This is a genomic window from Streptomyces canus (genome assembly GCF_030815415.1).
Taxonomy (GTDB): domain Bacteria; phylum Actinomycetota; class Actinomycetes; order Streptomycetales; family Streptomycetaceae; genus Streptomyces; species Streptomyces canus_F.
Map to the genome: position 1 here is coordinate 6,064,325 of NZ_JAUSWW010000001.1, position 15,175 is coordinate 6,079,499.

General features: G+C 68.0%; 9 protein-coding genes and 2 rRNA genes. 6 read left to right on the forward strand and 5 right to left on the reverse strand.

What is annotated here, in order from left to right; translation table 11 throughout:
- The first annotated feature begins 16 nt into the window (after positions 1-16).
- Together QF037_RS28175 and rrf are read left to right on the forward strand one after the other, a co-directional pair.
- Positions 17-3,140, forward strand: a 23S ribosomal RNA gene (locus QF037_RS28175).
- A gap of 95 nt (positions 3,141-3,235) precedes the next feature.
- Positions 3,236-3,352, forward strand: a 5S ribosomal RNA gene (gene rrf, locus QF037_RS28180).
- Positions 3,353-3,443: 91 nt separating this feature from the next.
- On the opposite strand, the gene QF037_RS28185 is transcribed toward rrf, so the two are convergent.
- The 5 genes from QF037_RS28185 to QF037_RS28205 are packed head-to-tail and all read right to left on the reverse strand — an operon-like array spanning position 3,444 to position 9,015.
- Complete coding sequence (locus tag QF037_RS28185; RefSeq protein ID WP_307029880.1) at positions 3,444-4,754, reverse strand: DUF58 domain-containing protein; 1,311 nt, start codon at positions 4,752-4,754, stop codon at positions 3,444-3,446.
- Entirely contained in the window at positions 4,754-5,743 is a 990-nt protein-coding gene (locus QF037_RS28190; RefSeq protein ID WP_373463823.1) for an AAA family ATPase, read from the reverse strand. Before QF037_RS28190 ends, QF037_RS28185 begins: the two co-directional genes overlap by 1 nt.
- On the reverse strand, positions 5,743-6,933 hold the full coding sequence (locus QF037_RS28195; RefSeq protein ID WP_307029884.1) for a DUF4350 domain-containing protein: 1,191 nt from the start codon (positions 6,931-6,933) through the stop codon (positions 5,743-5,745). The genes QF037_RS28190 and QF037_RS28195 overlap by 1 nt, the downstream gene beginning before the upstream one ends.
- Positions 6,930-7,652 (reverse strand): DUF4129 domain-containing protein, encoded by a 723-nt coding sequence (locus QF037_RS28200; RefSeq protein ID WP_307029886.1) that lies wholly within the window; start codon positions 7,650-7,652, stop codon positions 6,930-6,932. The genes QF037_RS28195 and QF037_RS28200 overlap by 4 nt, the downstream gene beginning before the upstream one ends.
- A 43-nt stretch (positions 7,653-7,695) precedes the next feature.
- Positions 7,696-9,015: a hypothetical protein gene (locus QF037_RS28205; RefSeq protein ID WP_307029888.1), complete on the reverse strand. Its 1,320-nt coding sequence runs from the start codon at positions 9,013-9,015 to the stop codon at positions 7,696-7,698.
- Between the two features lie 140 nt (positions 9,016-9,155).
- On the opposite strand from QF037_RS28205, the gene mtnA reads away from it, so the two are divergent.
- From mtnA to QF037_RS28225, 4 genes are all read left to right on the forward strand, one after another.
- Positions 9,156-10,298, forward strand: a complete 1,143-nt coding sequence (gene mtnA / locus QF037_RS28210) for an S-methyl-5-thioribose-1-phosphate isomerase (RefSeq protein WP_307029890.1) — start codon at positions 9,156-9,158, stop codon at positions 10,296-10,298.
- 211 nt (positions 10,299-10,509) lie between these two features.
- Complete coding sequence (gene mtrA / locus QF037_RS28215) at positions 10,510-11,199, forward strand: two-component system response regulator MtrA (protein ID WP_199924729.1); 690 nt, start codon at positions 10,510-10,512, stop codon at positions 11,197-11,199.
- A 1-nt stretch (position 11,200) separates the two neighbouring features.
- Positions 11,201-13,240 carry an MtrAB system histidine kinase MtrB gene (mtrB, locus tag QF037_RS28220; RefSeq protein ID WP_307029893.1) on the forward strand — a complete coding sequence of 680 codons (2,040 nt, stop codon included), beginning with the start codon at positions 11,201-11,203 and terminating at the stop codon, positions 13,238-13,240.
- Complete coding sequence (locus tag QF037_RS28225) at positions 13,230-15,074, forward strand: LpqB family beta-propeller domain-containing protein (protein WP_307029895.1); 1,845 nt, start codon at positions 13,230-13,232, stop codon at positions 15,072-15,074. Before mtrB ends, QF037_RS28225 begins: the two co-directional genes overlap by 11 nt.
- Positions 15,075-15,175 lie beyond the last annotated feature (101 nt).

Genomic DNA, 15,175 nt, shown 5'->3' on the forward strand with positions numbered 1-15,175 from the left:
GGACGCGAGCATCTGTGGCCAAGTTTTTAAGGGCGCACGGTGGATGCCTTGGCACCAGGAACCGATGAAGGACGTGGGAGGCCACGATAGTCCCCGGGGAGCCGTCAACCAGGCTTTGATCCGGGGGTTTCCGAATGGGGAAACCCGGCAGTCGTCATGGGCTGTCACCCATACCTGAACACATAGGGTATGTGGAGGGAACGCGGGGAAGTGAAACATCTCAGTACCCGCAGGAAGAGAAAACAACCGTGATTCCGGGAGTAGTGGCGAGCGAAACCGGATGAGGCCAAACCGTATGCGTGTGAGACCCGGCAGGGGTTGCGCATTCGGGGTTGTGGGATCTCTCTTTTACAGTCTGCCGGCTGTGAGACGAGTCAGAAACCGTATGGATAGGCGAAGGACATGCGAAAGGTCCGGCGTAGAGGGTAAGACCCCCGTAGCTGAAATCTGTACGGCTCGTTTGAGAGACACCCAAGTAGCACGGGGCCCGAGAAATCCCGTGTGAATCTGGCGGGACCACCCGCTAAGCCTAAATATTCCCTGGTGACCGATAGCGGATAGTACCGTGAGGGAATGGTGAAAAGTACCGCGGGAGCGGAGTGAAATAGTACCTGAAACCGTGTGCCTACAAGCCGTGGGAGCGTCGCGCATTGAGTTTACTCAATGCGTCGTGACTGCGTGCCTTTTGAAGAATGAGCCTGCGAGTTTGCGGTGTGTTGCGAGGTTAACCCGTGTGGGGAAGCCGTAGCGAAAGCGAGTCCGAATAGGGCGATATAGTAGCGCGCTCAAGACCCGAAGCGGAGTGATCTAGCCATGGGCAGGTTGAAGCGGAGGTAAGACTTCGTGGAGGACCGAACCCACCAGGGTTGAAAACCTGGGGGATGACCTGTGGTTAGGGGTGAAAGGCCAATCAAACTCCGTGATAGCTGGTTCTCCCCGAAATGCATTTAGGTGCAGCGTCGTGTGTTTCTTGCCGGAGGTAGAGCACTGGATAGGCGATGGGCCCTACCGGGTTACTGACCTTAGCCAAACTCCGAATGCCGGTAAGTGAGAGCACGGCAGTGAGACTGTGGGGGATAAGCTCCATGGTCGAGAGGGAAACAGCCCAGAGCATCGACTAAGGCCCCTAAGCGTACGCTAAGTGGGAAAGGATGTGGAGTCGCACAGACAACCAGGAGGTTGGCTTAGAAGCAGCCACCCTTGAAAGAGTGCGTAATAGCTCACTGGTCTAGTGATTCCGCGCCGACAATGTAGCGGGGCTCAAGCGTACCGCCGAAGTCGTGTCATTTCAGCATGAGGGCCAACGCCCGCTGGGATGGGTAGGGGAGCGTCGTGTGCCGGGTGAAGCCGCGCCGGAAGGCAGTGGTGGACGGTTCACGAGTGAGAATGCAGGCATGAGTAGCGATACACACGTGAGAAACGTGTGCGCCGATTGACTAAGGGTTCCTGGGTCAAGCTGATCTGCCCAGGGTAAGTCGGGACCTAAGGCGAGGCCGACAGGCGTAGTCGATGGATAACCGGTTGATATTCCGGTACCCGCTGTGAAGCGTCAAACATCGAACCCATTAATGCTAAGGCCGTGAAGCCGTTCCGGACCCTTCGGGGAATGGAAAGTGGTGGAGCCGCCGAACCACGGTGGTAGTAGGTGAGTGATGGGGTGACGCAGGAAGGTAGTCCAGCCCGGGCGGTGGTTGTCCCGGGGTAAGGGTGTAGGCCGAGTGGTAGGTAAATCCGCCATTCATTAAGGCTGAGACCTGATGCCGAGCCGATTGTGGTGAAGTGGATGATCCTATGCTGTCGAGAAAAGCCTCTAGCGAGTTTCATGGCGGCCCGTACCCTAAACCGACTCAGGTGGTCAGGTAGAGAATACCGAGGCGTTCGGGTGAACTATGGTTAAGGAACTCGGCAAAATGCCCCCGTAACTTCGGGAGAAGGGGGGCCATCACTGGTGATCCGATTTACTCGGTGAGCTGGGGGTGGCCGCAGAGACCAGCGAGAAGCGACTGTTTACTAAAAACACAGGTCCGTGCGAAGCCGTAAGGCGATGTATACGGACTGACGCCTGCCCGGTGCTGGAACGTTAAGGGGACCGGTTAGTCCGACTTCGGTTGGGCGAAGCTGAGAACTTAAGCGCCAGTAAACGGCGGTGGTAACTATAACCATCCTAAGGTAGCGAAATTCCTTGTCGGGTAAGTTCCGACCTGCACGAATGGCGTAACGACTTCTCGACTGTCTCAACCATAGGCCCGGTGAAATTGCACTACGAGTAAAGATGCTCGTTTCGCGCAGCAGGACGGAAAGACCCCGGGACCTTTACTACAGTTTGATATTGGTGTTCGGTTCGGCTTGTGTAGGATAGCTGGGAGACTGTGAACTCTGGACGCCAGTTCAGGGGGAGTCGTCGTTGAAATACCAGTCTGGTCGTGCTGGATGTCTAACCTGGGTCCGTGATCCGGATCAGGGACAGTGTCTGATGGGTAGTTTAACTGGGGCGGTTGCCTCCTAAAGAGTAACGGAGGCGCCCAAAGGTTCCCTCAGCCTGGTTGGCAATCAGGTGTTGAGTGTAAGTGCACAAGGGAGCTTGACTGTGAGACCGACGGGTCGAGCAGGGACGAAAGTCGGGACTAGTGATCCGGCGGTGGCTTGTGGAAGCGCCGTCGCTCAACGGATAAAAGGTACCCCGGGGATAACAGGCTGATCTTCCCCAAGAGTCCATATCGACGGGATGGTTTGGCACCTCGATGTCGGCTCGTCGCATCCTGGGGCTGGAGTCGGTCCCAAGGGTTGGGCTGTTCGCCCATTAAAGCGGTACGCGAGCTGGGTTTAGAACGTCGTGAGACAGTTCGGTCCCTATCCGCTGCGCGCGCAGGAATATTGAGAAGGGCTGTCCCTAGTACGAGAGGACCGGGACGGACGAACCTCTGGTGTGCCAGTTGTTCTGCCAAGGGCATGGCTGGTTGGCTACGTTCGGGAGGGATAACCGCTGAAAGCATCTAAGCGGGAAGCCTGCTTCGAGATGAGTATTCCCACCCCCTTTGAGGGGTTAAGGCTCCCAGTAGACGACTGGGTTGATAGGCCGGATCTGGAAGCACGGTAACGTGCGGAGGTGACCGGTACTAATAGGCCGAGGGCTTGTCCTCAGTTGCTCGCGTCCACTGTGTTGGTTCTGAAACCACGAACAGCCCCATACCCGTAATCGGGTGTGGTGTGGCATGGTTCGACAGTTTCATAGTGTTTCGGTGGTCATAGCGTGAGGGAAACGCCCGGTTACATTCCGAACCCGGAAGCTAAGCCTTACAGCGCCGATGGTACTGCAGGGGGGACCCTGTGGGAGAGTAGGACACCGCCGAACAAATTTTAGAAAAGGCCCACGCCATCAGGCGTGGGCCTTTTTCTATTTCAAGCCCTTGCTCTTCTTTCCGATTTTCTTTCCGAGCGCTGGATTACAGACGGCCCGCCGTCTTCAGGGCCAGATACGCATCCGCCAGTGTCGGCGCCAGCTCATCCGGTGTTGCGTCGACGACGGTGACACCGTGCCGTCGGAGCTGTTCCGCGGTGCGATGACGTTCGCTCTGTGCTTGTGCGGCTGATGCGGCCTCGTAGACGGCTTCGGTGTTTCCGCGGGCCTTGGCCATGCGGGTGACGTGGGGGTCGGCCACGGATGCCACGAGGACGGTGTGGCGCTGGGTGAGCTGGGAAAGGACGGGAAGCAGTCCTTCTTCGACCGGGGCGGCGTCGAGTGTTGTCAGCAGCACGATCAGGGAGCGGCGTGGGGCCGTCCTGAGTGCAGTGGCCGTAAGACCGCGTGCGTCTGTTTCGACGAGTTCCGGTTCGAGTGTCGCCATTGCGTTGACCAGGGACGGTAGGACGTCGCTTGCTGTGCGGCCCTGGACCAGGGCGCGTAGTCGGCGGTCGTAGGCGAGGAGGTCGACGCGGTCGCCGGCGCGGGAGGCGAGTGCTGCCAGGAGTAGTGCCGCGTCCATGGAGGCGTCGAGGCGTGGGGCGTCGTCCACACGGCCGGCTGACGTTCGGCCGGTGTCGAGGACGACGAGGATGTGGCGGTCGCGTTCGGGGCGCCAGGTGCGTACGGCGACCGCGGACTGGCGGGCTGTGGCGCGCCAGTCGATGGAGCGGGTGTCGTCGCCGGGGACGTATTCGCGAAGGCTGTCGAATTCTGTGCCCTCGCCGCGGGTGAGCACGCTGGTGCGGCCGTCGAGTTCGCGTAGTCGGGCGAGCTTCGAGGGGAGGTGCTTGCGGCTGGTGAACGGGGGCAGGACGCGTACCGTCCAGGGGGCGTTGTGGGTGCCTTGGCGGTTGAAGAGGCCGAGAGGGCCGTAGGAGCGGATCGTCACGCGGTCGGCCTGGCGGTCGCCTCGGCGAGTGGGGCGCAGGCGGGTGGTGAGGCGGCGGCGTTCACCTGCGGGGACCGTGAGGCGGTGGCGGGAGGCCGTTGTCTCAGTGCCGGGGAGCCAGCTGCTGGGGGGCCAGGCGTCGCGGAGGTGGGCCCGGAGCGGGAGGTTGGACGGGTTGGTGACCGTCAGGGTGACGTCGGCCGTCTCTCCCAGGCGTACGGAGGTGTCGCCGGAGCGGGTCAGGCGCAGGCGGCGTACGGGGGCCGCGAGGGCGAAGTCGCAGGCGCAGGCCAGGGCCAGGGGGGCGTTCACGGCGAGGAGCCCCGTCAGGCCGGGTTCCCAGATGCCGACGGGGATCGAGCCCAGGGCCGCGAGCAGTGCGGCGCGTCCGGTGAGCGCCATCAGCGGGGGACGGGGACGTGGGCGAGGATCGCGTGGATGACGGAGTCGGCTGTCACGCCCTCCATTTCGGCCTCCGGACGGAGTTGTACGCGGTGCCGGAGGGTGGGGAGCGCGAGGGCCTTCACGTCGTCGGGGATGACGTAGTCGCGGCCTGTCAGCCAGGCCCAGGCGCGGGAGGTCGCGAGGAGGGCCGTGGCGCCTCGGGGGGACACGCCGAGGGTCAGGGACGGGGATTCGCGGGTGGCGCGGCAGATGTCGACGACGTAGGCCGTGATCTCGGGGGAGATGGTCGTCTTCGCGACCGCTGCTCGGGCGGCTTCCAGGTCTGCGGGGCCCGCTACCGGGCGGATGCCGGCGGCGTGCAGGTCGCGGGGGTTGAAGCCTTCGGCGTGGCGGGTGAGGACGTCGATCTCGTCCTGGCGGGAGGGGAGGGGGATGGTGAGTTTGAGGAGGAAGCGGTCCAGCTGCGCTTCGGGGAGGGGGTAGGTGCCCTCGTACTCCACCGGGTTCTGGGTCGCGGCGACCAGGAAGGGGTCCGGGAGCGGGCGGGGGGTGCCGTCGACCGTGACCTGGCGTTCCTCCATCGCTTCGAGGAGGGACGACTGGGTCTTGGGAGGTGTGCGGTTGATCTCGTCCGCGAGGAGGAGGTTGGTGAAGACCGGGCCGGGCTGGAAGGAGAACTCGGCGGATCGGGTGTCGTAGACGAGGGAGCCCGTCACGTCGCTCGGCATGAGGTCCGGGGTGAACTGGATGCGCTTGGTGTCGAGTTCGAGTGCGGATGCGAGGGCGCGGACGAGCAACGTTTTGGCGACCCCGGGGACTCCTTCTAGGAGAACGTGTCCGCGGCAGAGGAGGGCGACGACAAGGCCGGTCACGGCGGGGTCCTGGCCGACCACGGCTTTGGCGATCTCGGCGCGCAGGGCTTCCAGGGAGGCCCGGGCGGTGTCCGGGTCCCCGGGGTACCCGGCGTTGTCAGTGGTCGGGGCCATCATGAACGGCGTACCTCTCTTTCGAGGGCGTCGAGTTGGTCGGCGAGAGAGACGAGGGCTGCGTCGTCTCCGGGCGGCGGGCCGAAGAGCAGGGCGGGCAGGGTCTGTCCGTCGTTGTGGAGATGCGCGGACAGGGCGGGGAGCAGGGCTTCGGGCGCGTGTGCCTGGGAGACGGGGACGCCTACGAGGGGGGCGAGGCGGGTGCGGGTGGTGGAGCGGAGAGCGGCGGCCGCGCGGTCACGGGCGTTGGCCTTGCGGTAGAGGCGGGCTCGGCCTTCGACGGTTTCGGAGGCGCGGATCGCCACGGGGAGTCTTTCGGGTACGAGGGGGCCGAGTCGGCGTGCCCGCCAGAGGGCGGCCAGGGCTGCGGCGACGAAGAGTTGCAGGGTGCCCCAGCGCCAGCCCGAGGGGAGCAGGTCGAAGAAGCTGCGTTCGTCGTCGTCGGCGGCCGACGCGTCGGAGAGCGAGGGGAGGTACCAGACCAGATGGGGGCGGGAGCCGAGGAGTTGGAGGGCGAGGGAGGCGTTGCCCTGCTCGTCGAGGCGGTCGTTGCGGAGGATGTCGGGCGCGCCGAGTACGACGGTGTCGCCGCTCCCGGTCGTCGGGACGCGCAGCAGGGTGGCCAGGCGCTGGCTGGGGTAGCAGGAGTCGGCGTCGAGGTGGGTGGTGGTGTAGCGGATGCCGCCGGTGTCGGCGGCGCCCGCGCGCCGGGCGGCGGGCAGGTCGCAGCCGGGCTCGAGCGTGGAGTCGGCGCTGGTGGCGGGGTCTGCCGTGACGTCGGGGGCGAGCCGTTCCACGGACGCGCTGCCGGGGGCGACGAGGACCGTGCGGCCGCCGGATTCGACGGTCGTGGAGTGCAGACGGGTCTGTTGACGGTGCGTCAGCAGGTCGGGGAGGGCGACCAGGAGGGTCGTGTCCGGGTCGGCGGCGGCGCGTGCTTCGTCCAGGGTGGCGACCACGCGGGTGGACACCCCGCGGTCGGCGAGGAGTTCGGCGACGGCGCGGCTGCCGTAGGGGTCGGCGGAGCGCGGGTCGAGGTTGCCGTGCCGGGCGTCGGAGCGCATCACGGCGATCGTGACGGCGGCGGCCAGGAGGGCGACGAGGGCGAGCGCGATGCCTCGCGTGCGGGTCCATACCTGGCGTGCTGTGGGCGAGGCCGAGGTGGACGGGAGGGTGGCCTCGGTGGTCATTCGGCGGCTCCCTGGCGGGGGTTGGGGGCCGCATTGTGGGTGCTGGTCGCGAGTTGGGGCTTGGTGCGTTCCAGGTCGCGGTCGAGGTCGGCGATGCGCTGGTACGACTGCCGGCTCGCCCTGCGGCCGCCGTATGTGACGTCGTCGAAGTCGCGGGCTGCGGTGTGCAGCCGGTCCGCGCGGGTGGGCAGGGCGCGGGCGGCTTCCGCGGCGGCCTCGTCTGCGGTGCGGCCGGGGCGGATGTCGAGGAGGGCGCGTTCCTCCAGGGAGCGGACGATGGCTCGCATGCGTTCCTGGACGGCCTGGTTCCAGTGGCCCTGGGCGGCGTGTGCCTCGGCGGTCGCGCGGTGTTCGGCGGCGCTGCGGGGGCGGTCGTCGAACAGGGTGGCGGAGGAGGCGGGTTCGCGGCGCGGGGTGCCGAGGCGCCACCACAGGGCGCCCAGGACCGCGACGACGGCCAGGATGATGACGACCAGGCCGAGCGCTCCGCCGGGGGTCGCGGTCGCGGCTGTACTGAACAGTTTGTCGACCCAGTCCCAGAAGGCGTCGAGGGCACGCTGGAACCAGCTGGGGTCGTTCTCGTGGTACAGGCGCTTGGACAGTTCGCGTTGCGCCGCCTCGCGCGCGGGATCACGCGGGATGGTGATCGGCGGCTCGCCGTCGGAGCGTGACAGTGGCAGCACGAAGGTGTCGCCGGCGCGCACGACTGCGCTCGGCATCGTCGGCAGCGATGCCGGAACTCCCCCCGTCAGGCTCACCGCATCAGCCTCCGGGCGTGGGGCCGGCGGTGCCGGAGCCGGAGTCCTGGATGCCTGCCGCGCGGGCGAGGTCGATGTCGAGGGCCTCGCGGCGGATGCGCTGGTCGATGTAGAGGAGCACGGTGACGCCCGCGGTGATCGGGAAGGTGATCATGGCGCCGATCACCGAGCCGACGCCGCTGACGATGAGGTACGTCCAGCCGAAATCGCTTCCGCTGTTCACGAGGCCGGTGAAGCCCTCTCCGTCCAGGGCGGAGGCGATGAAGGCGAAGGGAAGGACGACGATCGAGGCGACGATGTTGGCGATGAGCGTGGCGAGCAGCTGGATGCCGAAGACGCGCCACCAGGAGCCGCGGACCAGCTTCGCGGAGCGGCTCAGCGATTTGAGGATGCCCTGCTTCTCCAGCATCAGCGCGGGCGAGGCGAGGGAGAAGCGGACCATCAGCCACAGGGCGACGACGCCGGTGGCGAGGCTGCCGAGGACGGCGAGGGCTGCTCCCCCGTCGCCGGCTCCCGCGACGACGGCGAGGATGCCCGGCAGGGCTCCGACCGCGACGACGGCGACGGCGATGAGGATCAGCAGGAAGATCAGGCCGAAGAGCTTGGCCACCTGAGGTCGGGCGTCGCGCCAGGCCTCGCCGGTGGTCACCGACTTGCCGAGGACCGCGCGGCTGGTGACCGTCGTGAGCAGGGCGGTCGCCACGATCGTGCCGATCAGCGAGATCAGGAAGACGACACCGGTGCTGAGCATGGCGTCGCCCAAGGCGCGGGTCAGTTCGTCGACGCTGGCGCTGGGGTCGTCGAGTGCCGCGGTGCTGGCGTCGTTGAGGACCAGGCCTTCGAGGAGGATGACGACGATCTGCGTGACGACCGCGACGGTCAGGGAGATGCCCAGGACCGTGCGCCAGTAGGTGCGCATGGTGGAGACCGCGCCGTCGAGGATCTCGCCCACGCCGAGCGGGCGCAGCGGGATCACACCGGGTTTGGCCGCCGGCGGGGGGCCGCCCCAGCCGCTTCCCCAGCCGCCGTATCCGCCTTGACCGTTGCCGGGACCGCCGGGGCTGGCCGGGGGACGGGCGCCCCAGCCGGGGCCGGGTGGTGGGGGCGGCGGGGCCTGGCCGGGGTTCGCCGGTCCGGTCGGTGCGGACCACTGGGCGGGTGGCGGCTGCTCCTTGGACCACTTCGAGCCGGGGCCCTGCGGGTCCGCGCCGGGCTGGTCCGAGGAGCCGGGACGGTCTGCGGGCTCGGCAGGGCCGGACGCACCGGGTTCCTGCCCGTCGGACGGGGCAGATCCGGGCGAGGCCCAGCCCGGAGTGTCTTTCATCGTCGCTCCTTCACGGTGCCCGTCCGCGGTCGCGGTGGCAGGTTGGCAGCCATCGTGCCATGGGGTGGTCGCCGGGGGACCGGGCACGGTATCGGCTGCACACCTTCAATTGTCCGCCGGATACGGGGCAGACTGACCGCATGGCTGATCAGTACGCGCAATCCGGCGAGGACAGCAGGCCGACCGACATACCGACGATCCGCTGGGAAGAGCCACCCGAAGGCCCTGTCGTGGTCCTTCTGGACCAGACGAGGCTGCCGGCCGAGGAGGTCGAGCTGGTCTGTACGGACGCACCCGCGCTGGTGGAGGCGATCCGTTCGCTCGCCGTGCGCGGGGCCCCTGTGCTCGGCATCGCGGGGGCGTACGGCGTCGCGCTCGCCGCCGCGCGCGGCTTCGACGTGGACGAGGCCGCGACGGGGCTCGCGGGTGCCCGTCCCACCGCGGTGAACCTCTCTGTCGGGGTGCGGCGGGCACTGTCCGCGTACCGGGCGGCGCTCGCCAAGAGCGGGGACGCGGGGCAGGCCGCGATCGCGGCGCTGGTCGCGGCACGGGCGTTGCACCGGGAGGACGCCGAGGCCAGTGCTCGGATGGCGGAGCGCGGGCTGGCGCTGCTGGACGAGTTGCTGCCCGGCGGCGGGCATCGGATCCTCACGCACTGCAACACCGGTTCGCTGGTGTCGGGTGGCGAGGGGACGGCGTTCGCGGTCGCGCTCGCGGCGCATCGGGTGGGGCGGCTGAGGCGCCTGTGGGTGGACGAGACGCGACCGCTTCTGCAGGGTGCCCGTCTGACGGCGTACGAGGCGGCGCGCAGCGGGATGGCGTACACCCTGCTCACCGACAACGCGGCGGGCTCGCTGTTCGCTGCGGGGGAGGTGGACGCGGTGCTGATCGGGGCGGACCGGATCGCGGCCGACGGGTCGGTGGCGAACAAGGTGGGGAGTTATCCGCTCGCGGTGCTCGCGCGGTACCACCATGTGCCGTTCATCGTGGTGGCGCCGGTGACGACGGTGGATCCGGACACGCCGGACGGGGCCTCCATCGAGGTCGAGCAGCGCCCCGGGTTCGAGGTGACGGAGGTCGCCGCGCCGCAGGTACCGGTGACGGGAGTGGGGGGCGGGATGCCGGTGGCGCCGCTGGGGACGACGGCGTACAACCCGGCGTTCGATGTGACGCCGCCCGAGCTGGTCACGGCGATCGTCACGGAGGAGGGCGTTGTTTCGCCGGTGACGGCGGAGGCGCTGGAGGAGCTGTGCGCCAGGTCGCGCGAGGTGACGATCGGCTAGTGGTCCCATGGCGGGCGAGGCCTGGCCGAAAGCCGTAGGGCCGACCATGGTGTGAGGGTGCGCCTACGCTGGGTCGATGTCAGTAGTAGCTGACATCCGTTACTGACATCGACGTCGCCGGACGGGGGCAGACAGTGACGACCTGGTACGACTATCGTCACGGGCCAGTGACCCTGCTCACCAGCGCCTCTGTCACTGTTATGAGAATGGGATGATGGCGTTTATGAAGGGACGAGTCCTTGTCGTCGACGACGACACCGCACTGGCCGAGATGCTCGGCATTGTGCTGCGTGGTGAAGGTTTTGAGCCGTCTTTCGTAGCCGACGGCGACAAGGCGCTGGCCGCATTCCGTGAGACCAAACCCGACCTGGTGCTCCTGGACCTGATGCTGCCCGGTCGGGACGGCATCGAGGTGTGCCGCCTGATCAGGGCGGAGTCCGGGGTGCCGATCGTGATGCTCACGGCGAAGAGCGACACCGTCGACGTCGTCGTGGGCCTGGAGTCGGGTGCCGATGACTACATCGTGAAGCCGTTCAAGCCGAAGGAGCTCGTCGCCCGTATCCGGGCGCGGCTGCGGAGGTCGGAGGAGCCGGCCCCCGAGCAGCTCTCCATCGGCGACCTCGTCATCGACGTGGCCGGTCACTCCGTGAAGCGGGACGGGCAGTCGATCGCGCTGACGCCGCTGGAGTTCGACCTGCTGGTCGCACTGGCGCGCAAGCCGTGGCAGGTGTTCACCCGTGAGGTGCTGCTCGAGCAGGTGTGGGGTTACCGGCACGCCGCCGACACCCGTCTGGTCAACGTGCATGTGCAGCGGCTGCGCTCCAAGGTCGAGAAGGACCCGGAGCGGCCCGAGATCGTGGTGACCGTTCGTGGCGTGGGATACAAGGCAGGACCCAGCTGACATGTCCGGAGACAGTGCCGCTTCGTCGCCCGGGCGGACCGGGGCCCGTGCGGAGCGGCCTGTCGGTCGGAAGACCTCGGGCTCCCGCTGGGGACGCTTCTTCGAGGGCGGGCTGCTGCAGGGCGGAGTCCAGGGCAGCCCGGTCCTGAGGCTGTTCATGCGCTGGGTGCGCCGGCCGCTGCTGCCCGTCATGCGGCTGTGGCGGCGCAACATCCAGCTCAAGGTCGTCGTCACCACGCTGCTGATGTCGCTGGGCGTGGTGCTGCTGCTCGGCTTCGTCGTCATCGGACAGGTGCGGAACGGGTTGCTCGACGCCAAGGTGAAGGCGTCGCAGAGCCAGGCCGCGGGTGGTTTCTCGGTGGCCAAGCAGAAGGCCGACGCGGCGGTGAGTGCGGGCGGCGAGGACGCCGCGGACGGGCGTGCCAACCAGAACGTCAGCCAGTGGATGGGCGACCTCGTGGAGTCCCTCTCCAGTGGCGGCCAGGGCGCCTTCGACGTCGTCACGCTGCCGGCGGGTGGAGACAGCGGGGGGCCCGGTCCGCGTGCCTCCGGCTACGTCTTTCCGCCGACGAGTGTGCCCCAGGACCTGCGGGACCGCGTCGATAGCAGCCTGCTCCCGGCCCAGAGCTACACCCGGATCGTGTACACCAACGGCCAGGAGTCGCAGCCCGCGCTGATCATCGGCAAGCAGGTCAACGACCCGAACAATGAGCCGTACCAGCTGTACTACCTCTTCCCGCTCACCCAGGAGGAGAAGTCGCTGAGCCTGGTCAAGGGGACGCTGGCGACGGCCGGGCTCTTCGTCGTCGTACTCCTCGGGGCCATTGCCTGGCTGGTGGTGCGTCAGGTCGTCACGCCGGTGCGGATGGCGGCCGGGATCGCCGAGCGGCTGTCCGCGGGGCGTCTGCAGGAACGTATGAAGGTCACCGGTGAGGACGACATCGCCCGGCTCGGTGAGGCCTTCAACAAGATGGCGCAGAACCTTCAGTTGAAGATCCAGCAGCTGGAGGACCTGTCGCGGATGCAGCGGCGGTTCGTGTCCGACGTGTCGCACGAGCTGCGGACGCCGCTGACGACCGTACGCATGGCCGCTGACGTGATCCATGACGCGCGGGAGGACTTCGATCCGGTGACCGCGCGGTCGGCGGAGCTGCTGGCCGACCAGTTGGACCGGTTCGAGTCGCTGCTCGCCGACCTGCTGGAGATCAGCCGGTTCGACGCGGGTGCGGCGGCGCTGGAGGCGGAGCCGATCGATCTGCGCGTGGTCGTGCAGCGGGTCGTCAGCGGGGCCGCGCCGCTCGCCGAGCGCAAGGGCACGCGGATACGGCTGGTGGGCGACCAGCAGCCCGTCGTCGCCGAGGCCGACGCTCGGCGGGTGGAGCGGGTGCTGCGCAATCTCGTCGTCAACGCCGTGGAGCACAGCGAGGGCAAGGATGTCGTGGTCAAGCTGGCCTCGGCGGGCGGGGCGGTCGCGGTCGCGGTGCGCGACTACGGCGTAGGGCTCAAGCCCGGTGAGGCGACCCGCGTCTTCAGCCGCTTCTGGCGGGCCGACCCGGCACGCGCGCGTACCACCGGTGGTACGGGCCTGGGGCTGTCCATCGCCCTGGAGGACGCGCGGCTGCACGGCGGCTGGCTGCAGACGTGGGGTGAGCCGGGTGGTGGCTCGCAGTTCCGGCTGACGCTGCCCAGGACGGCGGACGAGCCGTTGCGGGGCTCGCCGATACCGCTGGAGCCTAAGGACTCGCGCCGCAATCGTGGACTTAATGACGCCGGCTTGCCGCGCGCGGGGGACGGGGAGAAGCGCGCCACCGTGCCGGTGCAGACTTCGAGCGAGCCGGCGCCCCTCGCGCCGAGGCCGTCCGCCGCCCCCACCGCGGATCCGACGGCGCTGCCCGGCAATGGCGCGCGCGTGGTCCCGCGGCCCACCGGGGGAGCGAGGCAGGCGGACGACACGGGCGCCGCGGACGCGCAGTCCTCGGATGCCCGGAACGTCGGTCCTGAGGACCGGAACAAGCAAGGGGAGGCAAGTCGTGGGCGCTGACCGCGTGGGGGGCGGCCGGCGGGGACCGGTGCGCACGGTGGTGTCGGTCGCCTGTGGCGCCGTACTGCTGGCGGGGTGCGCCTCGATGCCGGACAGCGGGGACCTGCGCGGGGTGGAGTCCACGCCGCGGCAGGACCCGCAGGTACGGGTCTACGCACAGCCGCCCCGGGAGAACGCCGAGGCGCCGGAGATCGTGGACGGCTTTCTCGAAGCGCTGACCAGTGACGACTCCGATTTCGAGACGGCGCGAAAGTATCTGACCGCCAACGTCGCGCGCACCTGGAAGCCCGAGGCGTCGCTCACGGTGCTCGCGGACGGGCCGGACTCGTCCGAGAAGCTTTCGAGCGGCGGGAAGGACTCGTCCGACGCCGTGTTCTCGCTGACCGGCGAGAAGGTCGCCACCGTCGACGGACAGCAGGTGTACTCGCCCGCCGGCGGCCAGTACGACAAGACGCTGCACCTCGTGCGTGAGAAGAAGTCCAAGCAGTGGCGCATCGACTCGCCGCCGCGGGGCGTGGTCATGGGCAAGTCGGACTTCCTGCGCAACTACACGTCGGTCAACAGGTACTACTTCGCCTCGAACTCCTCGACCGAGTCGGACGGCCAGCCGGTGGCCGTCGCCGACCCCGTCTATGTGCGCAAGAAGGTCGACCCGATGACACAGACCGTGAGTCTGCTGCTCGCCGGGCCCTCTCGCTGGCTGAACCCGGTCGTCAGGTCGAGCTTCCCCACCGGTACGGCGCTGAAGAAGGACGTCACCCAGCTGACGCCCGACGATCAGAACCGGCTGACGGTGCCGTTGAATGCCAAGGCGGACCGGGTCGGTTCGAAGAAGTGCCAGGAGATGGCCGCACAACTCCTGTTCACGCTGCGGGACCTGACCCCCACGGGGGTGAACTCGGTCGAACTGCAGCGCTCCGACGGCACCCAGCTGTGCGGCCCCCTCGACGAGAGCGACGCCGAGACCGCGGTGGTGCACGAGGTCGCGAAGGACGGCTACCAGTACTTCATCGACAGCAAGCACCGCCTCGTCAGGCTGGCGAGCGCGAGCACCAACCCGGAGTCCTTCGCGGCGGTGCCGGGTGCGCTCGGTGAGGGTGAGAAGGAGCTGCGGTCGGCCGCGGTCTCCCGGGACGAGCGCAAGGCGGCCGGGGTGTCCCTGGACGGCAGCGACCTGTACGTCGGGTCGCTGGTGTCGGGGGCGTCGCTCGGCGAGCCGGTCCTGCACAGCGACGGCAAGACCCAGAACGACCGTCTCACCACGCCCAGTTGGGACGGCGAGGGCGACCTATGGGTGGCCGACCGCGATCCCGACCACCCTCGGCTGCTGCTCCTGAAGAACGGCGCGGGCGAGCCCATCGAAGTCGACACCACGGGGCTCGACGGACGCATCGACGCGGTGCGCATGGCCGCCGACGGAGTGCGGATCGCGCTCATCGTGGAGAAGGGCAGCAAGAAGTCCCTCTACGTCGGGCGGATCGAGCGGGGTGACAAGGCGAGCGGGCAGAAGCCCATCGCGGTCGTCGAACCTCGCTCGGTGGCACCGCAGTTGGTGGAGGTCACCGCCATGTCGTGGGCTGGGGACAGCCGGCTCGTGGTGGTGGGACGCGAGGACGGCGGCGTGCAGCAGATGGCGTACGTCCAGGTCGACGGCTCCACTCCGGTGGGGTCGGCGCCTGCCGCGCTGACAGGTGTGAAGGTCCTGGCCTCGTCCGAGGACGAGCAACTGCCGTTGATGGCGTACTCGGAGGAGGACGGCATCGTCCGGCTCCTGTCCGGGGCGAAGTGGCAGCAGGTGGTGAAGGACGGGACGGCGCCGGTCTATCCCGGGTAGGCGCGGCGCGGCGTGGATCGGCGAGGCCTGGTCGGTGTGGTGGGCGGTTTCGGACCGGGGCGCGAGCCGTGCGGGGAGTTGTCCACAGGGGGTTGTCCACA

Coding starts and splice junctions, on each gene's coding strand:
- QF037_RS28185 (WP_307029880.1), bottom strand. CDS start 4,754: ATGGCGCTCACCGGACGCGCCGCACTGCTCGCGGCCCTGGGCTCGATC.
- QF037_RS28190 (WP_373463823.1), bottom strand. CDS start 5,743: ATGGCCCCGACCACTGACAACGCCGGGTACCCCGGGGACCCGGACACC.
- QF037_RS28195 (WP_307029884.1), bottom strand. CDS start 6,933: ATGACCACCGAGGCCACCCTCCCGTCCACCTCGGCCTCGCCCACAGCA.
- QF037_RS28200 (WP_307029886.1), bottom strand. CDS start 7,652: ATGCCGAGCGCAGTCGTGCGCGCCGGCGACACCTTCGTGCTGCCACTG.
- QF037_RS28205 (WP_307029888.1), bottom strand. CDS start 9,015: ATGAAAGACACTCCGGGCTGGGCCTCGCCCGGATCTGCCCCGTCCGAC.
- mtnA (WP_307029890.1), top strand. CDS start 9,156: ATGGCTGATCAGTACGCGCAATCCGGCGAGGACAGCAGGCCGACCGAC.
- mtrA (WP_199924729.1), top strand. CDS start 10,510: ATGATGGCGTTTATGAAGGGACGAGTCCTTGTCGTCGACGACGACACC.
- mtrB (WP_307029893.1), top strand. CDS start 11,201: ATGTCCGGAGACAGTGCCGCTTCGTCGCCCGGGCGGACCGGGGCCCGT.